Source organism: Pseudomonas sp. MF6755, from assembly GCF_016405635.1.
Classification (GTDB): domain Bacteria; phylum Pseudomonadota; class Gammaproteobacteria; order Pseudomonadales; family Pseudomonadaceae; genus Aquipseudomonas; species Aquipseudomonas haemolytica.
In genome coordinates this window covers 146,434-166,607 of sequence record NZ_JAEKDA010000012.1, presented here as the reverse complement: position 1 = coordinate 166,607, position 20,174 = coordinate 146,434, and the positions used below count along the sequence as shown (strand labels likewise).

Sequence of the window (20,174 nt, the reverse complement as noted above, 5' to 3'; positions counted from 1 at the left end):
AATACCCTGTGGGTTTCTCATCGCAAGGAGTGTCGCCATGCCCGCTGATCCCGTAATACCTCCTGAAAAAAAATCACCGCCGCCTCTAAATGGGCAAACGATTGACACTGACTTAGACGAACCTTTTTCAAAGTTCTCCAAAGTTGACCTGAGTCTTTTTCCTGACGAGCTCTATGACTACGGGCTAGGCATTCGACAAGTAGTGCCTAATCTAACGATGTTATTCGAGCGTTGGACTTCCTTGAATCTCTTCGACGAGTACTACCTGTACACCGACCGGGATGAGTATCCGCTCGCAGCTGACACGGTTATGTCACTAACAGAAAACCGCTACCCTTTGCATGTACCAGAACACCAAGTTCCAAGAGGTGAGGTTTTTATCTGGGGGCGTGTCGTTCGTGTAGGTCCCGGCACGCCTAGTGAATCGCCAGGCCAATTTATTTACATAAAGACGACCCGCCCCGGCGGGGTCAGCAAAGACCCTGAACCTGGGCAGCCCGGATGGCATGATGGCCTGACCCTGCACATTGAAGGTTTTCCAGAAGGTAGTGTCATCAATCTAGATAACACAAAGGACGGCGCGGACGCTGTCATCCACTTTTATCGAGATATGCGCAAGAACGACCTTATTGATCTGCGATGGGACGGTATTAAAGTTCAACAGCGGGTAACCCAGCTCGACGTCGACGCAAAGGAAGTCAGAGTGCATGTTCCTGCGTCTGACATCCTGCAGGGTAGTCTCAAGGGGCCGGTAACTATCCGGTACCGAGTAATCGATTTTGTAGAAAATATCTCCGGCGGGGAGAAGTTCCAGTTTTCCAAGCCGTACCACCTGATTAGTGAACTGGACCCCGGCTTACGCGGAGCGCCCGAATTCCTCGTCAATGGCACACCGACGCTACAAGTCGATTTCGATAAAGATTACGCATCGCAGTTCAGTGTGAAAGCGTCCCCTGATGTGCTACCCGATCCGGCTCCTGTCCCGCCTCACCGTGTCACCGTTACCTTGAAAGCAACGCTGGCGGATGGCTCGATGAAATCCTTCACCTTGGGGGATGTAGAAGACCAAAACACCGGTGAGACTCTTACGTCAGTTCCCGCTGAAATCATCAATGAGATCGTAGGGGGCTCGTTCAACGCTTCTTACTTATGGCATGACAGCGCAGGTAATGCGCTTGGGCAGTCAGCCAGTGTCATGATTGAGGTGGTGGGCACCCCTGCAAGAATGCCGGCGCTCAGAATCGAACCGATTGAGTTGGGGCTGATTGACCCTGATCATGACTGTGTAGCCCACATCCCCGAATACGTACCGTATGCGTTTGATCTATGGGAAACGTTAGTCATCGAGGAAATCGTTGCTGGCGGCGGTGGCGCTTATTATGAGCAAGGTGAGTTGGCTGGCGCGCCGGGTGGTACACGATTGATTCCCAGCGCGGAACTGCAACGGTTCAGGGGGCGCAGCAATGTCGTCGCTTATTACCTGGTAGACGACGGCAAGGCAAAAAATCGTCGCACCCTTGATGTGCTCACGGTTCGAAAATCCGTGGAACTGGGTATTCAGGTGGGTGAGCGCAGTCCCACGATGCCAGCGGCCCAGCTGGAGGGCACCATTGGCAACAACATCAACCCCGAGCATGTGGTAGGGCCAGACGTGCGGGTGATATTTCCTTATACGGGTACACAGGACAAAGACACCTTGCATTACACCCTACTTGGCTCCAAACCTGGCGACCCGCTCAGTGGCACGATTAACATTAACCCAGGCACAGCGGGCAAAGAGCTGCGATTACCGGTGACACGCGACATCATTGACCGCAATAACGGCGGCTCGCTGACTATTACCTATAGCCTGCTGCGACAAGGCCCACCCGAGGAAGTGCTCCGTTCAGAAGTACGCAAGCTAACTGTGGGGCCGGGGATCACTTTGGAGCGCCCTATCATCACCGGCGCCTCGATTTTCCCTGACCAACTCAACCCACTGGCTGCGCTGGATGGGGCCCGAGTGCTCATAAAGTTTCCAATGCGCGATGGTGAGGATATTTTTCTGGACTGGCTGACGGATGACGGCATTGGTAGCACCACCGTACCGGTCAAGGGGAACGCCACGTCGCAAGAGGTTGAGGCGCTTATACCGCGACTCATCATCGCCAAGGGTATTCGTGAGCATGCTCACAGGATCAATGTGCAATACCGTTTCCAACGCGACAGCGTCCCGTATGAATCCGAGATCGTACCCTTGGATCTACTGACGCTTACCGAGTTGCCCAAGACTTATATCGAAGGCATCGGCGATGTGAATGAGCTTCAGTTATCTCGGTTGACTGACGGGGCTCGTACACTGACGCCCGTTTGGCATTTCATTCATCCAGATTGCATCATCTGGGAGGACTTTAGAGGTACCTACAGTAACGGCTCCGATTTTCACCAGAGCACCTATGCGGGTGAACGTTTAGGCGAAGAGGGCGCGCTGATCGGCCTGAACCGCCCTGCTCCGGTAGAACAACTACGTTTGCTCATGGACAACTCGATACTCACTATTCAAATCTGGATTGGTTTGAGCGGTAGCATCGACCCTACCATGGCCCTCCCCCTCACCACTAAGACCTATATCATTCGAGCGACCCAGTTCAGAGATTTTACGGACTTCTTCAACTACTTCCGCAATGGTTGGGAAAACCTCATAGCGGCAAGAGGTGAGCTTGCCATAGAAGGGGCTGAAAACATTTGCTGGCGTGCCACCAAAACCGCAGGTGAAACTCTGCAACCGGGTCTGCTGAAAAACTTTGTCGAACTCAAGGCGAACACGCGCTATGAGGTCAGCTTCTATTGCAAGGTTTCTGGCACGACCGCTCAAACAACCGCGCGTATTGAGTTCGGAGTGGCGGGCACCACCCGAGTGGTGGAGCCGAATCGAAACTGGGCACAGGTGAACCAGGTGTTCACGACACCCGCGACTCCTCCCCTGCAAAATCTCGCAGTACGTCTTTCACTCTCGGTGGGGACCGCAGCCACGTTTATGGTGGATCAAATTGTGGTTCAGGAAACCTCTTAGGTGACGTGAACGAACGTGGGCATTGAAGGCGAGAGGCAGTTGGGCAGACTGCCTCTTTTTTATAGGTGTACATCGCAGCCGGACAAGACTTTGGCAGCGGTTCGCACATGAATAACCCGCGCAAGCGCGGGTTTTAAGGCTCATCCAGGGTGACTATTTTTTGCTTTCAGCGTGGGGGTCAAAGTATTGATTGTCCACATTGCCGCCCCATAACACGTAGGTGCCATCGGTGCGTCGGGCGGCAAATGAGGGGTCGTTATGTACGGGCCTTGGCGGTGGAGGATTCCCGACATAAGGGAAGCGTTTTATCGAGTACAGCTCAACGACATCGCTGCGCACGTATTCAGCCAGTTCAGCAGGAATTTCTCCCGCATCTTCCATCCTTAGTGTGGCGCCCCAAACAGACACGGCTCCTTCTGTCCCGCCTTGCGTGGTAATAACACCGTAGGCACCATTGGTACAGTAAACATCCCGTATTAGGCTGGCCATCAGCGTCTGGCGCAGTGCGGCACTCATTTCCCCACCAGAAGTATGTAACCCATGCAAAACAATGGCATTCGTCGTGCCGTCGTCACGGAGACTTAATAAGAAAAAACTGTGGTCATTGGCATATAAACTCAGATTCCCATCAACAATGATCGCTCTGGACGATACATTTTTACGTTGTCGCTGCGGCTCCTTTTTTTCCGATGGCCGTTGTGGATCTCCTGGTGTTGCACAAGAACCATTAAAGGCAGCCTTAAACTGCTCTTTCACTTGGGGGGGTATCGGATCACCACCAAATCCAATAGCCCCCCAAGCCTCAGCCTGTCCCGACTCGTTCGCTATGAGAAACGCCCAGCGGTTAGCCGTGCAAAGAATGATATTACCGCGCGCTGCTAACGCGGCAGCACCTGCCGACATATTTCCGCCTTCGCCTACCCTCCCCCAACTCACCGCTCGATGGCGCCCTCGGGTGATCGCGCAAAATGCCGTTGTAGCGGCGATAACCGACTCGATCCCGCCGTCATCAATAATGCGTTGCAATTGCTCAACCGGAATAGTCCCCCCACCCGTGGCATGCCCCCATACAGCAAACTCACCATCAGCGGTAAGGGCACAAAAAGAAATGGCTGTCGCAACAATCCTGGTAACAAACATAGAGGCGAGTTGATTCCTGACATCAGCAGGTATCGTGCCGCCTTTATTGGGGTCCCCCCAAGCGTAAACTCGACCGTTTTGTGTGCGAACGGCAAACGCATCATCAGCAGCGTAAATGGCCTCAGGCGGATCAAACAATAAAGATTGTTGAATCGCGTTGGGAATTGTAGAAACAGGGTTATTCACTGGCCCGATAGCAGCGATTCGATTCGCCCCAGGAGCCGGGCTGCTATAAATTATTGCGAAAGCACTCCTCGTACTATAAACAGAGCGAACACCCTGTAAAGGCGGTAACGTGGCAGGAATATCCCCACCCCAGCACAACAGTTGGTTCGTACCCCCTAGCGGAACGAGCGCCGCAAAACTACGTTCCGATGAAAACAACCTGACGGCCTTATTATTTTTGAGAAAACTGATTATCTCTGGTGGCACCGGAAGCCCCCATCCATTTTGCCCTTTTAAGTGAATATCACCACTGGTGGGATCAAGCAATGCAAACACCCCGCCCGTGGAAACAAACAACCTATCCGAAGGCTCTGGAACGTGAAACGAAAAATTACCGCGCTGCTTTAAATAACACCATTCATTTTCTTCATCGGATATATTTTGAAAACCGGAGCGTATTTCATAAAGCGGAGAGAATGCCTCATCCCCCACCTGGCCATCAGACGACACTGGAATAACCGAAAACTGCAGAAATTTATTTCCATCCGCAGCCCGTAGCTTTATATCTAACTGCCCTTCATCGGTGAGGCGTTGCCCATTCAAATACCAATAAAATCTGGACAACCCTTCAGAACTCCCGCCATTGCTGTTGTAGATATAAAAACCATGCACCGTAGCGCCGACTAACACATCACCTACAACTTGTACGTGAGTTGCTTCCGGCTTTACGGAATGAGTCTTGGGTTTTTTCATACCGTTCTCCAAACATTTCGCATTGCGTCATTGAATGAAACAGACCGTCAACAGCGACCAGTGCGGGCCCGTTTGTTGATAACATTCTCGAAGATGGGGATCGTCTACAAATGACCCGCGCAAGCGCGGGTCATTTTCTACTTCGCAATGTTATTTTTTATCCTCAGCACCCGGATCAAAATACTGGTTTCTGACATTGCCCCCCCACAGCACATAGGTGCCATCGGTACGACGCGCCGCGAACGAGGGATCGATATGCGGAGGTGTGGGCGGTGGCCATACCGGCTGTGGCGGCCGTGGCGGTGGCGGTGGCGGTGGGCGCGGTGGGGGCGGTGGAGGATCTGGCCGTCTGACGTAGGGAAATCGTTTGATCGAGTACAACTCAACGACACCACTGCGCACATGCTCGGCCAGTTCCGGTGGGATTTCTCCCGCATCCTCCATCGCCAGAGTGGCCCCCCACACATGAACGGCCCCCTCCGTACCGCCCTGCGTGACGATCACGCCATAGGCTCCATTGGTGCAATAGACGTCTCGAATCAAACTGGCCATGAGGGTCTGCCGTAGTCACCCGCTCATGACAGCACCGTGGGTCGCGTAGCCATGCAGAACAATCGCATGGGTTCGACCGTCGTCATGCCGACTCAGCAAAAAGAAGCTGACATCGGTGGCATACAAACTGAGGTTGCCCTCAAGGATGATTGCGCGGGAAGTAACATTCCCGTGCCGCCTCGGCACTTCTCCCTTATGTGTGGGGCGCTCAGGGTAGCCTGGAAACGCGCAACTATCTTTGGCTGACTTTTTGATCGTGAATGCTGCTTTGATTTCACTTTTCACCGCAGCCGTCAGTGGCGCTCCACCGTATAAAGCGGCTCCCCATGCCTCCGCTTCGCCCGACGCGTTGGCCATTAAAAACGCCCAGCGGTTAGCCCGGCAGAGGACGATATTCCCGCGAGACGCCAGTGCCAATGCCGACGCGGACATGGTACCGCCCTCTGCGGCAGTTCCCCAGCTGACCGCCCTGCGTCGATTCTTGGTAATGGCGCAAAATGCGTTCTCAGCGGCAATAACCGACCCAACCCCCCCATCGTTCAGAATGGCCTCGTACCTATCAATAGGTACATTTGAGATCATCGCGTTTCCCCAGGTAACGAAATCGCCATCGTCAGCGATTGCGCAAAAGCCTGTCGCACAAGCAACGATTCGAACAATAAACATCGACTTGAGACGGTCAATGGCCGCCGCGTGAAGGCCGCCACCGTTGGCAAAGTTCCCCCAGGCATGGACCTTGCCGTTTTGCGTAAGGACCGCGAAGGCATCGTCGGCTGCGTAGATGGCTTTGGGCGCGTCCCACAGCAGTTCTGCTTGAATTTCGTCAGGCACCGTGGAAACCGCTCGGCCCACCGGGCCAATGGCCGCGATCCGGTTGCTGTTGCCAACGGGGTTTTCATAAATGACCGCAAATGCACTTCTTGTGCTGTAGACCGATTTGATACCTCGTAGCGGAGGAAGCGTTAGCGGAACGGTATCTCCCCAACACAGCAATTGGTTGCTGCTTCCTACTGGAACCAGTGCCGCGAAACTGACTTCCGAAGAAAACAGTTTGACCGCCTTGTTGTTTTTCAGAAAATTGATAATTTCGGCAGGAACCGGTAACCCCCAACCTCTTTGCCCTTCAAGATGCATATCTCCGGTAGGTGGGTGTAACAGCGCAAATACGCCTCCCGTGGAAACAAACAGTCTGTCCGACGGCTCGGGCACATGAAAAGAGAAGTTGCCGCGTTGCTTTAAAAAGCACCACTCATTTTCTTCATCCGATATATTTTGAAAGCCGGACCTTATTTCGTACGTCGCAGAAAAATGCTCGATGCCTTTTGTGCCGTCAGAAGCGACAGGGATAACCGAAAACTGTAGATACTTGCCCCCATCCGCCGCGTGGAGTTTTAAATCCAGCTGCCCTTCCTCGAGTAGTGGCTTACCATTAATGTGCCAAAAAAATTCCGACAGCCCCTCATTACCAGCACCGTTACTTTCATATGTATATGAGCCTCGCACTGTGGCGCCTACATACACGTCACCAACAATCTCGACATTCCTTGCTTCAGGTATCATATGTATAGGTATGGGTGTAGGCTTTTTCATCGCTTTCTCCAATACTTACTGTGGTTTCCCAGGGTCAAGCACTTCATTAACAGAAATTTGTGTTGAACCCCAAACAGCATACGTTCCGTTCTGAAGTCTCGCCGAAAAAGCGGCTCGGGAAGACGCAAATGGCTGGTAGGGAGGCAGTCGTTTTATTGAATAAATCTCGCTGACATCCGCCCTTATAGCAAGTTGTATATTTTCCGGAATCTGCCCTGCGTCCTGCTGTGCAGTGGTGCCACCGAAAGCGTTTACGGCCCCCTTGACGCCGCCTTGAGCACTTATCGTAGCGTAGGCACCATTAGTAGAATAAATGCCAGTGATTTGGCTGGCCATCAGCACTTGCCGGGTAGCAGCAGGTATTAATCCTCCAAAACTTGCATGGCCCCAGTTGATCAAGTCGGCGGTATAACCGCCCTCCCTGACCAGCATGAAGAAGCTCATATCATTGGCAAGAAGTTCAATATCGCCTGCTGATGTCACTAAATGGGTCAAACTGCTGGGCTTTTTCCCTGTGCTCTGACAACTGCAATCGCCGCCGGGATTTTCCGATTGCCGCTCATAGAGCTCTGCAACGCGCAGTTGTTTAAACGCGGCACGAATTTGCTCCTTTGCCCCGCTGGCTTCAAAAACTGCCTCTGCATCTACTTCATCTTCCGCCGCGGCAGTTCCTTTCTCGGATGTTGACGTCTTACCGCCAAAACCAAGAGCACCCCAGGCCGCTGACTCTCCTCCGGTGTTAACCATAGCGAACGCATAAGCCGCTCCGGCGCACATGACGATATTGCCGCGCGCAGAAAGTGCCCGGGCAGCATCGTTCATCTGCCCACCATAAGCGCCTCCCCAGCTCAGTGCTTGCGACCGTCTCTTTGTAATCACGACAAAGGAATCACGATTAGCGATTACATGTTTTACGCCGTCCTGATCCATTATTTTTTCAAGATCACCTGGGTTGAGTGCACCACCACTTGCTGCGCCTCCCCAAGGACACAGCGTCTTGATCGAAGGGTCACCAAATCGCTCTGAGCCAATAGCGCAAAAAGCGCCTGCAGAGCAGACAATACTGCTGATGTTCAACTGGTTCAGAACAATCTTCGTAGCGTCAGGAATCAAGCCGCCTGAAGTGGCGTGCCCCCATGAATGAACGCGTCCTCCTTCAGTCAGAACGGTGAAGGCCGCTGCGGTCGCATAAATCGCTTTCGGCTTATCGAATAAAAGGCTTCTCTGAACATCCTCAGGCACCACACCACCATTAGCGGCAGGGCCAATGGCACCAATGGTATTTTTACCAGGTGGCGGGTCTTTATGAATCCACGCGATTGATGACTCGTTGGCGTACACAGACTGAATGTTACTCATGTCTAATGTCGGTGGAATGGGATTAGGAATATGCGGGCCCCATACCAACAACCGGTTTGAACTTCCGAGCACGGGAACCAGCGCACCGAAATCCCACCCGCTTGCAAACATGCGTGTGGCCGGATTGTTTTTCAGATATTGAGCAATTTCAGGAGGCGGGGTGCCTCCTTGGTCAGCACGCCCCTTGACCACCACACTTTGCGTGACGCCGCTTTTAATGGCAAATGCGCCAGACGTAGAGGTGAGTATCCGATCCGGAGGCTCTTCTTTGTATAGAGAAAATGCACCAAACTGTTTGATGTAACTATTTGCATTTTCCTCTTCACTGATATTTTGGTACCCGCGAAAAACTGTTTGACTCTCTGAATACACTTCAATGCCGCTGACCCCCGAATCCGACACCGGCGTAATCGCAAACCTTATTTTCTGCCCAACCATGGATTGGTAAATAACTAAATCCAAGTCTTCCGTATAAGCATGGGGCACTTCATTTATATACCAGCGGCCCAGCGACCGCCCCTCTTGCGCCTCGTCACCTGTTCCCGAATATAGGTAGCTACCGCGAACAGTAGCGCCTGGCATCGGTTCACCCATGATAGTGACACTGGTCGCTATAGGTGCGAGCAGGGGAGTTTGTTCTTGTTCCTTCACGATGGCATCCTCGCAATAAAAATATTTACCGAGAAAGGGAGCCCCCAAAACAACCGGCGAACAGCCGTATCCTTCCGATGCGGGAGCGCAACCACTCGGTCTTAGACTTACTTATTTCAACTGAGCGACATGCTTAGTTAGCGCCAGCGGCGGCAGCCCGTCTACTGTCAGATTTAACAGGGTGCGCTACCGTTCGTCCGGATATTGCGTGCTTCCCCAGCAAGCCGCCGCAGGCCGTTAACTCCGCGATAATCCGCCAACACCAACATCCCTTATTTACGTGCGGAGAACTGTATGCCCCATGCTTTCGTTACATATTTCACCTGCTTGCTCGCTGCGGTGGGGCCGACGTACGCGGCGTCCTCAACCTATGGCCCTGAGCTTCAAGGCTTCCAATACCCCTATCCCGTCGAACACTTCAGCTTCCAATCCCAAGGCAAATCCCTGCAGATGGGCTACATGGACATCCCCGCCACAGGCACAGCCAACGGCCGCAGCGTGGTGCTGATGCACGGCAAGAACTTCTGCGGTGCCACTTGGGAAGGTTCGATCAAGGCCCTCAGTGACGCCGGTTACCGCGTCATTGCCCCTGACCAGATCGGCTTCTGTACTTCCAGCAAACCCGAGCACTACCAGTACAGCTTCCAGCAACTGGCAATCAACACCCATCAGTTGCTGGAAAAACTCGGCATCCAGAAGGCTACGGTGATCGGCCATTCCACCGGCGGCATGCTCGCTACTCGCTATGCACTGATGTACCCCACGCAAACCGAGCAGCTTGGGCTGGTGAACCCCATCGGCCTGGAAGACTGGAAAGCCCTCGGCGTGCCGTACCAGAGCGTCGACCAGTGGTATCAGCGCGAGTTGAAACTGAGCGCCGAGGGTGTACGTAAATATGAACTGGACACCTATTACGTCGGGCGCTGGAAACCCGAATACGAGCGCTGGGTGGATATGCTTGCCGGCCTGAACAAAGGCCCGGGGCACACCCAAGTGGCATGGAACTCGGCGTTGATTTACGACATGATCTTCACCCAGCCGGTGTACTACGAATTCAAGGATGTGCAGGTGCCCACCCTGCTGCTGATCGGCACCAGCGACACCACTGCCATCGGCAAGGATGTAGCGCCGCCGGCAGTCAAGGCCAGGATTGGCAATTACCAAGTGCTGGGCAAGCAGGTGGCCAAGCTGATTCCCCACGCCACGCTGGTGGAGTTTCCCGGCCTGGGTCACGCCCCCCAGATGGAAGAACCGGAACAGTTTCATAAAGCGCTGTTGCAGGGTTTGAACGCCCTTTAATCCAACCTTTTCGAGGCACGCGGGAATGTCGGTACAGATCGCAGTGATTGATGATTGGCAGAATGTGGCCAGCGGCGTGGTGGACTGGTCGGTGTTGGACGCCGTGGGCCAGGTGCATTTCCTCCACGACTACCCCGCAGATACGGCCACGATGGTTGATCGCTTAAAGGGTTTCGAGGTGATTTGCGTCATGCGCGAACGCTCAACCTTCGACAAGGCCCTGCTGCAAGGGCTGCCCAAGCTTAAATTGCTGGTTACCGGTGGCATGCGCAATGCAGCCATCGATATTCCTGCTGCCAAGGCCCTGGGCATCCAGGTGTGCGGCACCGACAGCTACAAACACGCGGCGCCGGAACTGACCTGGGCGTTGATCATGGCCTCCACCCGCAATCTGCTTGGCGAAGCCAACTCGCTGCGTGCGGGCGGCTGGCAGGTGGGCCTGGGCGGTGACCTGCATGGCAAGACCTTGGCGATTCTCGGCCTGGGCAGTATTGGCCAGAAGGTCGCACAGTTTGCCAAGGTGTTCGGTATGCGGGTGATTGCCTGGAGCGAGAACCTCACGCCGCAGCGGGCGGCCGAATCGGGGGTGACCTGGGTCAGCAAGCGCGAGCTGTTCGAGCAGGCCGACATCTTGACCATCCACCTGGTACTCAGTGACCGCAGCCGCGGGTTGGTGGACGCCCAGGCACTGGGCTGGATGAAGCCCACGGCGCGCCTGGTCAACACGGCACGCGGGCCGATCGTGGATGAGCAGGCGCTGGTTCAGGCACTGAGCAGCGGCCGCCTGGCCGGGGCGGCGCTGGATGTCTATGCCGAGGAACCGCTACCGGCTGACCATCCGTTGCGCCGCTTGCCCAATGTGCTGGCGACGCCCCATATCGGGTATGTGAGCGAGCAGAATTACCGGCAGTTCTACCAGCAGATGATCGAAGATATCCAAGCCTGGGCCACCGGCCTGCCCGTTCGCGTGCTGGGCTGACGCACCATTTCAGTGCGAACGCACTCTGTGGCGAGGGAGCTTGCTCCCGCTGGTGCGCCTACTGCGCCCAACATCTGGGAGCGCTGGGCACTTCAGCGGCAGCAGGCTCCCTCGCCACGGATTTAAACCTGCATAAGGTTAAAAGTTTTTTGTCCTACAAAATCTGCCTTAAAACCCTACAGGCTCTAGGATCTGTCCTAGACTCATGACCGATGGGTCCGTTCCAAAACAAAAACCCCGCAAAAAATCGAAACTTTCCAACTCTGCCACAGGTCCAGTTTTAGGTAAGGACGTGCACGTGCGACTCACGCCAATTGCCCGTTCATCCAATCTTTTCAAGCTTGAGCCGCAACTGGCATACGCCTTGCCAGATTGTGTAGCGCGTGTGCGCCTGGCCGCAGGATGCGGTCATTCGGAGCTAATGGCAGCGGGCCATTAGCCGACCAACAGATGGGAGTGCATTATGATCAGTGCCGCAGTAGATACTCAGGGAGAGCGTTTTAGTCAGCCGGCAGGGGGGCCAACGTCTTTGGTCGACCTGCCCAACACTGTGCGGCCGATCGTGAGTCATAACCCGAATCGAAAGAAAGTGTTGTTCGTCACCTCCGAATTCGCCGACCTGGTGAAAACCGGCGGCTTGGGCGACGTGTCCGCCGCCCTGCCCCGCGCCATGGCGCACCTGCACGATGTGCGGGTGCTGATTCCCGGTTACCCGCAAGTGATGGAAAGCGACAACCCGATTCATATCGTCGGTGAGCTGGGCGGCCATGCCGCGTTGCCGCCGTGCAAGATCGGGCGCATGGACCTTAAAGACGGCTTGGTCATCTACGTGCTGATCTGCCCGGAACTGTACGAGCGCGAAGGCACGCCCTACGGTGCCAACAACGGCCGCGACTGGCCGGACAACCATATTCGCTTCGCCCGCCTGGGTCTTGCCGCCGCTGACATGGCCGCCAACCTCGCGCAAATCCACTGGTGCCCGGACCTGGTGCACGCTCACGACTGGCCTGCTGGCCTGGCCCCGGCCTATATGCACTGGCGTGGGTCACGCACACCGACGCTGTTCACCATTCATAACCTGGCCTACCAGGGCGTGGTCAGCCTGGCGTCGACGCCCGAGCTGGGCATTCCACCCCATGCCTTGCAACAGGAAGGCATGGAGTTTTACGGCAAGATGTCGTTCCTCAAGGCGGGCATGGCTTACTCCAGCCATATCACCACCGTGAGCGCCACCTACGCCCAGGAAATCACCACCCCGGAATTCGGTTGCGGCCTGGATGGTTTCCTTGCCAGCAAGACCCAGCAAGGTCTGCTCAGCGGGATTCCCAATGGCATCGACGAGAGCTGGGAAGCCTCCACCGATACGCACCTGACCCACAACTTCAATATCGGCGACTGGGAAGGCAAGGCCATCAACGCCGCCCATGTGCGCGAGCTGTTTGAATTACAGCCATCCAGCGGCCCGCTGTTTGCCGTAGTGTCGCGCCTGGTCTACCAGAAGGGCCTGGACCTGACCGAAGCGGTGGCCAGCTTCATCGTCGAAAACGGCGGCCAGATCGCGATCATCGGCCGTGGCGAGCCGGAAGAAGAACAGGCCATGCGCGAACTGGCGTTGCGTTTCCCCGGCCAAGTGGGTGTGCGTATCGGCTTCAACGAGACCGATGCCCGCCGCATGTTCGCCGGCAGCGACTTCCTGCTGATGCCGTCGCGTTATGAACCTTGTGGCCTGAGCCAGATGTACGCCCAACGCTTCGGCTCGTTGCCGGTGGCGCGTAACACCGGAGGCTTGGCAGACACCATCGAAGATGGCGTTACCGGGTTCCTGTTCAATGAATCCACCGTGCAAAGCTACGAAGAAGCCTTGCGCCGTGCGTTCAAGGTGTTTGCCTTTCCTGGCCTGCTCAACGCCATGCGCAGCCGCGCCATGACCCAGCCTTTCAACTGGTGCCAGGCGGTGGAACCCTACGCCGAACTCTACGAACAATTGGTGGCCAAGGCCCTGGGGAAATCGACTAAATAATCACTGGGAGGGCTTCATAGATGCCGTTACGGACTCTGGAAACCTGGCCCCACGGCGCAATTATGCTGGACGCGCAACACACGCGTTTTGCCCTGTGGGCGCCAGACGCGTTTTATGTCAGCGTTGAATTGGAGCACGGTAAATCCATCGCCATGCTGCCCCAGGCAGATGGCTGGTTCGAAGTAAAAGCAGCGTGCCCCGCCGGCACGCTTTATCGTTTCAACATCGACGGCGAACAGGCGGTCCCCGACCCCGCGTCCCGTGCCCAGGCCCTGGATGTACACGGTTGGAGCCGAGTGGTCGACCCGCATGCCTACGAATGGCGCCATAACCACTGGCAAGGCCGCCCCTGGCACACCGCGGTGATCTACGAGCTGCACGTCGGCGCGATGGGTGGCTACGCCGAGGTGGAGAAACACCTACCCCGCCTGGCCGAATTGGGCGTCACTGCGATTGAACTGATGCCCCTGGCGCAATTCCCCGGCGAACGCAATTGGGGTTATGACGGCGTGCTGCCCTATGCGCCCCACGCGTCATACGGCTCGCCCGAGCAACTCAAGCACCTGATCGACAGCGCCCACGCCCACGGCCTGGCCGTGATGCTCGATGTGGTCTACAACCACTTCGGCCCCGACGGCAATTACCTCGGCCAGTACGCCCAGGGTTTCTTCCAGGAAGACGTGCACACCCCCTGGGGCGCCGGCATCGATTTCGAGCGTCGCGAAGTGCGGGATTTCTTCCTCGATAACGCCTTGATGTGGCTGCTGGAATACCGCTTCGACGGGCTGCGCCTGGATGCCGTGCACGCCATCGACAACCCAGGCTTCCTGCAGGAACTGGCGCAACGGGTGCGCCAACAGGTCGACAGCGATCGCCACGTGTGGCTGGTGCTGGAAAATGAACTGAACCAGGCCAGCCTGTTAAAAGAGCATTTCGACGCCCAATGGAATGATGACTTTCATAACGTATTGCATGTGCTGCTGACCGGCGAGACGGACGCCTACTACAGTGACTTTGCCGAGCAGCCCACCGCCAAATTGGCACGCTGCCTGGGCGAAGGCTTTATCTACCAGGGCGATACCACACGCCATGGTCATGCTCGCGGCGAACCCAGTGGTAATCTACCCCCCAGCGCCTTCGTGGCGTTCCTGCAGAATCATGATCAGGTCGGTAACCGCGCACTGGGCGAACGCCTGCACCAGCTGTGTTCGCCCCAGGCGCTGAAAGCGGCGACCACCCTGTTGCTTCTGTGCCCTATGATTCCGATGATCTTCATGGGCGATGAGGTCAACGCCGCCGAACCCTTCCTGTTTTTCACCGACCATCACGGCGAACTGGCAGAAGCAGTGCGCGAGGGGCGGCGCAATGAGTTTGCCGATTTCGCCGCGTTTCACGACCCCGAGCAGCGCGAACGCATCCCCGACCCCAACGCGCTGCCGACCTTCCTGCAATCGGCGCCCTCCTTCGTCGAGAACGACCACGCCCAGCTTTATCGTCACCTGCTAAGCCTGCGCCACCAGCATGTGGTGCCGCACTTGCCCGGCACCGTTGCGTTGGGCGCGCAGGTGCTGGCGGAGGGCGCTGTCACGGCGCTTTGGCGCCTGGGCAACGGCAGCATATTGCAGATCGACCTGAACCTGAGTGAACAGCCCCTCGATCTCCCGGCACCACCCCACATTATTTTCCAGACGCCTGCCCAGCAAGGTGCGCAGCTACCGCCCTGCAGCGCACGCGTTTGCTTATCCCCTGTTGGAGAACACCCTTGAGCGAAGCGAACCTGGAAACTCTCGCCAGCCGTGCGGGCCTGGCCGTCGATTGGATCGATGCCAACGGTCGCCCGCAGCATGTCGAGCCCCAAGCCCTGCGCGCCGTCCTCAAAGGGCTGGGGCACCCGGCCGATACCGATGCCGAAATCGACGCCAGCCTGCTGGAACTGGAGCAAGTGCAACACGACACGCACCTGCCGCCGTTGATGACCACCGACAGCGGGGACGGCCTGGATCTGGCGCGCTACTTCGCCCCGGACACACCGTGTCGAGTCAGCCTCGAAGGCGGCGAAACCCTTGAGCTGCGCCTTGATAGCGATGCCGTACTGCCCGGGATAATCGCCCTTGGCTACCACCAGGTGCATATCGATGGGCAAACCTTCACCCTGGCCGTTGCCCCCAGCCACTGCTACAGCGTGGCCGACGCGGTGGACAGCCGCCCCGCCCGCGCCTGGGGTTTGAGCGCGCAGCTGTATGCGTTGCGGCGCTCCGGCGATGGCGGCTTTGGCGATACCTTGGCCCTGGAACATTTGGTGCGCTCGGCCGCCGAACGCGGTGCCGACGCAGTGGCGATCAGCCCGATGCACGCGATGTTCAGTGCCGACACCGAGCACTACAGCCCTTACTCGCCATCCAGCCGCCTGTTTCTCAACAGCCTGTATGCCTCGCCCGCCTGCATCCTGGGCGAGCGGGAAGTGCGCAACGCCATCGAGGCCGCCGGGCTGACGGACGAACTGCATGCCCTGGAAGAGCTCACGCTGATCGACTGGCCCGCCGCTGCCAAGGCCAAGCAACGCCTGCTGCGCACGCTGTATGAAGACTTCCGTCACGGGGCGCACCCGCAGCATGCCGACTTCCTGAGCTTCCGCCAGGCCGGCGGCGAAGCGCTGGAAAACCATTGCCGTTTCGAAGCCGTGCAGGCCCGGCGCGCCGCCGCTGGCGAAGACCTCGACTGGCGCCAATGGCCCGACGCCTGGCGCACGCCACAGAGCCCGGCCCTGGCGCAGTTCGCAGAGGAAAACCGCGAAGAAATCGGCTATTTCGCCTTCACCCAATGGCTGATAGCCCGCAGCCTGGAGCGCGCGCAACAAGCCGCCCGTGGCAGTGGCATGGGCATCGGCCTGATCGCCGACCTGGCGGTGGGTGCGGACGGCGGTGGCAGCCAGGCCTGGAGCCGCCAGGATGAACTGCTGGCCGGCCTGACCGTGGGTGCGCCGCCGGACATTCTTAACCGTGCAGGTCAAGGCTGGGGCATCTCGGCGTTCTCGCCCGAAGGCCTCCAGCGCAACGGCTTTCGCGCCTTTATCGAAATGCTGCGGGCCAACTTCGCCCACGCCGGCGGCCTGCGTATCGATCATGTGATGGGCTTGCAACGCCTGTGGGTCATCCCCCTGGGCGCCTCACCCCGTGAAGGTGCCTACCTGTATTACCCGGTGGACGACCTGCTGCGCCTGCTGGCGCTGGAATCCCACCGCCACCAGGCCATCGTCCTGGGTGAAGACTTGGGCACCGTGCCCGACGGCCTGCGCGAAAAACTCAGCGCCCGCTCGATTCTGGGCATGCGCGTGTTGCTGTTCGAACAGAACCACGACGGCCAATTCACGCCGATTCTGGACTGGCCCGACAACGCCTTGGCCACCACCAGCACCCACGACTTGCCCACTCTCAATGGTTGGTGGCACAGCCGCGATATCGAGTGGAATATCCAACTCGGCCTGATTGACGCCCCCACCGTGGAGCAATGGAGCGAACACCGCCTGCGCGAACGCCACGCACTGCGCCAAGCCCTGGGCCAGGACCCGCAGAATTTTGTCGATGAGATCCGCAACGACACCGACCCTATGATCGACGCCAGCGTGCGCTATTTGGGCCACACCCGTGCGCCGCTGGTGTTGCTGCCGCTGGAGGACGCGCTGGGCATCGACGAACAGGCCAATCTGCCTGGCACGACCGATACCCACCCCAACTGGCGCCGCCGCCTTCCAGGCCAGGCCGCCTGCCTGCTCGACACCGATAGCGCTGCGCGCCGCCTCGAATTGCTGGCCGTAGCCCGCAACCAAGCCTACGAGCGTGACCGATGAATGCCCTGCCCTTGCGCGCCACCCAGCGCCTGCAATTTCACAAAGACTTTACCCTCGATGATGCCGTGCCCCTGGTGCCGTATTTCGCCCAACTGGGCATCAGCCACCTGTATGCCTCGCCGCTGCTGAGCGCCCGCGCTGGCTCCATGCATGGCTACGATGTGGTCGACCCTACGCGCGTCAACCCCGAGCTGGGCGGCGAAGCTGCGTTGCGGCGCCTGGTAGCAGCCCTGCGTGAGCACGACATGGGCTTGATCCTCGACATCGTTTCCAACCATATGGCCGTGGGCGGTGCGGATAACCCGTGGTGGCTGGACCTGCTGGAGTGGGGCCGCCTGAGCCCCTACAGCGAATTCTTCGATATCCAGTGGCACTCGCCCGACCCCTTGCTCAAGGGCCAATTGCTGATGCCGTTCCTGGGCAGCGATTACGGTGAAGCCTTGCAGAGCGGTACGCTGACGCTCAAGTTCGACGCCGCTCACGGGAGTTTCTACGCCGAACATTACGAGCATCGTTTTCCAATCTGCCCAAGGGACTACGCCCTGATCCTCGGCAGCGATGAATCGGTCCAACCACTGGCCGAGCGTTTCGCTGCCCTCGCCTATCAGGACGACGCCTACGCCGAAGCCGGTTGGCTCAAGCACGCGTTGGCCGAACGGGCCACTGAGGTGATGCCGGCCATCGACCGCCGCCTGGCCGACTTCGACGGTCGCCAGCCCGAGGGTTTCAACCGCCTGCATCAGTTACTCGAACAACAGGTCTACCGCCTGGCCAGTTGGCGCACCGCCGCCGACGATATCAACTGGCGGCGCTTCTTCGACGTCAATGAGCTGGGCGGCCTGCGGGTAGAGCGCACGGCGGTGTTCGAAGCCACTCACGGCAAGATCTTTGAGCTGATCAGCGCGGGCTTGGTGGACGGCCTGCGCATCGACCATATCGACGGCCTGGCCGACCCGCGTGGCTATTGCCGCAAATTGCGCCGCCGCGTGGACGCGCTGTCGCCCCAGCGCCATCTGCCGATCTTTGTAGAAAAGATCCTCGGCGAGGGCGAGACCCTGCGTGAAGACTGGCAAGTAGACGGCACCACCGGCTACGAATTCATGAACCAACTGTCGTTGCTGCAACACCATCCAGACGGTTTTGCCCCGCTGGCCGACGTGTGGACGCGTCACAGCGAACGCCCTTCGGCGTTTAGCGAAGAAGCGCGACTGGCGCGCCAGCAGATCCTTAATGGCTCGTTGGGCGGCGACTTCGAAAGCGTGGCCCAGGCTTTGCTGCAAGTGGCCCGTGACGATGTGATGACCCGCGACCTGACCCTGGGCGCAATCCGTCGCGCTTTGCAGGAACTGATTGTGCATTTTCCGGTGTACCGCACCTACATCAGCGCCAGGGGCCGCAGCGCGGCCGACGACAAGGTATTCCAGCAGGCCATGGACGGCGCCCGCACCACCCTGAACGAAGGCGACTGGCCGGTGCTCGATCACCTGGAAAAATGGTTGGGCGGCCAGCCTTGGCGCAATCGCCCGGTGGGCCGCGAGCGCAAGATCCTCAAGCATGCCTGCGTGCGTTTCCAGCAACTGACCTCGCCCGCCGCCGCCAAGGCTGTGGAAGACACTGCGTTCTATCGCTCGGCGGTATTGCTGTCGCGTAACGATGTAGGCTTCAGTACCGAGCAGTTCAGTGCGCCGTTGGCGGATTTCCACGCAGCCAGCCAACAGCGCTTGAACACCTTCCCCGACAACCTGTTGGCCACTGCCACCCACGACCACAAACGCGGCGAAGACACCCGCGCACGCCTGGCGGTGCTCAGCGAGTGCGCGCCCTGGTATGCCGAACAGGTCGAACACTGGCGCAGCCTCGCCGCGCCCTTGCGCGAGAGTGCTGATAGCCCGACGGCGGGTGATGAACTGATCCTGTATCAGGTGCTGCTCGGCAGCTGGCCTCTGGAGCACAACCCAGACTTGGAGGCCTATCAACACCGCCTCTGGCAATGGCAGCAAAAAGCCCTGCGCGAAGCCAAGCTACAGAGCAGTTGGAGCGCTCCCAACGACGCCTATGAACAAGGTGCCGAGGAGTTCCTCAAGCGCCTGCTGCTCAGTGAGGCCGGCGCGCCGCTACGCAGTGCCCTCGACAGCGCCGCCCAGACCATCGCCCCCGCGGGCGCCCTGAACGGGCTGGCGCAAACCTTGCTTCACCTCACGGTGCCGGGTGTACCGGATGTCTACCAGGGCGATGAGTTCTGGGACTTCAGCCTGGTGGACCCGGATAACCGTCGCCCGGTGGATTTCAATGCGCGGCAACGCGCACTGGATACCCCACCGGACATCGGCGAACTGCTGTTCAACTGGCGCGACGGGCGTATCAAACAGGCGTTGATCGCCCAGGTGCTGGGCTTGCGCAAAGCCTGTCCTGAACTGTTCCGCGACGGCAGCTATATACCGTTGGAAGTGGTTGGCAAGCACGCCGAGCGGGTGGTTGCTTTTTACCGCGAACATCACGGCCGACAGCTGCTGGTAGTGGTGCCGCGCTGGCCTTATCACCTGCTTGAAAACGGCATGTTTCCTCAGGTCAATGCGCAGGTTTGGGGCGATACGCGGGTGAAATTACCGTTCGCCGCCACAACACAAAACTGGAAGGGACTTTTTCAAACAGGCGCAGTCACACCCAACAAGGAGCTGTTGATCAGCACTGCCCTGGGGGATCTCCCGGTCAATGTCTTTATCAATCCTGATAATCAAGAAAGCTGAACATTTTCTGTGAGGAGTTT

The 20,174-nt window shown here is 57.8% G+C and carries 11 protein-coding genes; 7 read left to right on the top strand and 4 right to left on the bottom strand.

The genetic code is table 11. From position 1 onward, the window contains the following. The first annotated feature begins 37 nt into the window (after window positions 1-37). The gene (locus JFT66_RS17665) at window positions 38-3,052 is read left to right on the top strand and encodes a hypothetical protein (protein WP_198859757.1); all 3,015 of its coding nucleotides are present in this window, start codon (window positions 38-40) and stop codon (window positions 3,050-3,052) included. A 153-nt stretch (window positions 3,053-3,205) separates the two neighbouring features. Here the strand turns inward: JFT66_RS17665 and JFT66_RS17660 are convergent, their stop codons facing one another. From JFT66_RS17660 to JFT66_RS17645, 4 genes are all read right to left on the bottom strand, one after another. Beyond that, window positions 3,206-5,110: a hypothetical protein gene (locus tag JFT66_RS17660; RefSeq protein ID WP_153839625.1), complete on the bottom strand. Its 1,905-nt coding sequence runs from the start codon at window positions 5,108-5,110 to the stop codon at window positions 3,206-3,208. Between the two features lie 150 nt (window positions 5,111-5,260). Further along, window positions 5,261-5,662 (bottom strand): hypothetical protein, encoded by a 402-nt coding sequence (locus tag JFT66_RS17655; protein ID WP_198859756.1) that lies wholly within the window; start codon window positions 5,660-5,662, stop codon window positions 5,261-5,263. A 15-nt stretch (window positions 5,663-5,677) separates the two neighbouring features. Then, on the bottom strand, window positions 5,678-7,252 hold the full coding sequence (locus JFT66_RS17650) for a hypothetical protein (protein WP_198859755.1): 1,575 nt from the start codon (window positions 7,250-7,252) through the stop codon (window positions 5,678-5,680). A 15-nt stretch (window positions 7,253-7,267) separates the two neighbouring features. Next, window positions 7,268-9,262 (bottom strand): hypothetical protein, encoded by a 1,995-nt coding sequence (locus tag JFT66_RS17645; protein WP_198859754.1) that lies wholly within the window; start codon window positions 9,260-9,262, stop codon window positions 7,268-7,270. 294 nt (window positions 9,263-9,556) lie between these two features. On the opposite strand from JFT66_RS17645, the gene JFT66_RS17640 reads away from it, so the two are divergent. The 6 genes from JFT66_RS17640 (at window position 9,557) to JFT66_RS17615 (ending at window position 20,154) form a co-directional block, all read left to right on the top strand. Next, window positions 9,557-10,561 carry an alpha/beta fold hydrolase gene (locus JFT66_RS17640; protein ID WP_153871883.1) on the top strand — a complete coding sequence of 335 codons (1,005 nt, stop codon included), beginning with the start codon at window positions 9,557-9,559 and terminating at the stop codon, window positions 10,559-10,561. Between the two features lie 25 nt (window positions 10,562-10,586). After that, window positions 10,587-11,540, top strand: a complete 954-nt coding sequence (locus JFT66_RS17635; RefSeq protein WP_198859753.1) for a D-2-hydroxyacid dehydrogenase family protein — start codon at window positions 10,587-10,589, stop codon at window positions 11,538-11,540. Between the two features lie 463 nt (window positions 11,541-12,003). Further along, window positions 12,004-13,560, top strand: a complete 1,557-nt coding sequence (gene glgA, locus JFT66_RS17630; protein WP_080752987.1) for a glycogen synthase GlgA — start codon at window positions 12,004-12,006, stop codon at window positions 13,558-13,560. 20 nt (window positions 13,561-13,580) lie between these two features. Beyond that, complete coding sequence (gene treZ, locus JFT66_RS17625) at window positions 13,581-15,326, top strand: malto-oligosyltrehalose trehalohydrolase (protein WP_198859752.1); 1,746 nt, start codon at window positions 13,581-13,583, stop codon at window positions 15,324-15,326. After that, on the top strand, window positions 15,323-17,407 hold the full coding sequence (malQ, locus tag JFT66_RS17620; RefSeq protein WP_198859751.1) for a 4-alpha-glucanotransferase: 2,085 nt from the start codon (window positions 15,323-15,325) through the stop codon (window positions 17,405-17,407). Before treZ ends, malQ begins: the two co-directional genes overlap by 4 nt. Then, window positions 17,404-20,154: a malto-oligosyltrehalose synthase gene (locus JFT66_RS17615; protein WP_034119806.1), complete on the top strand. Its 2,751-nt coding sequence runs from the start codon at window positions 17,404-17,406 to the stop codon at window positions 20,152-20,154. The genes malQ and JFT66_RS17615 overlap by 4 nt, the downstream gene beginning before the upstream one ends. Window positions 20,155-20,174 lie beyond the last annotated feature (20 nt).

Coding starts and splice junctions, on each gene's coding strand:
- JFT66_RS17665 (WP_198859757.1), top strand. CDS start 38: ATGCCCGCTGATCCCGTAATACCTCCTGAAAAAAAATCACCGCCGCCT.
- JFT66_RS17660 (WP_153839625.1), bottom strand. CDS start 5,110: ATGAAAAAACCCAAGACTCATTCCGTAAAGCCGGAAGCAACTCACGTA.
- JFT66_RS17655 (WP_198859756.1), bottom strand. CDS start 5,662: ATGGCCAGTTTGATTCGAGACGTCTATTGCACCAATGGAGCCTATGGC.
- JFT66_RS17650 (WP_198859755.1), bottom strand. CDS start 7,252: ATGAAAAAGCCTACACCCATACCTATACATATGATACCTGAAGCAAGG.
- JFT66_RS17640 (WP_153871883.1), top strand. CDS start 9,557: ATGCCCCATGCTTTCGTTACATATTTCACCTGCTTGCTCGCTGCGGTG.
- JFT66_RS17635 (WP_198859753.1), top strand. CDS start 10,587: ATGTCGGTACAGATCGCAGTGATTGATGATTGGCAGAATGTGGCCAGC.
- glgA (WP_080752987.1), top strand. CDS start 12,004: ATGATCAGTGCCGCAGTAGATACTCAGGGAGAGCGTTTTAGTCAGCCG.
- treZ (WP_198859752.1), top strand. CDS start 13,581: ATGCCGTTACGGACTCTGGAAACCTGGCCCCACGGCGCAATTATGCTG.
- JFT66_RS17615 (WP_034119806.1), top strand. CDS start 17,404: ATGAATGCCCTGCCCTTGCGCGCCACCCAGCGCCTGCAATTTCACAAA.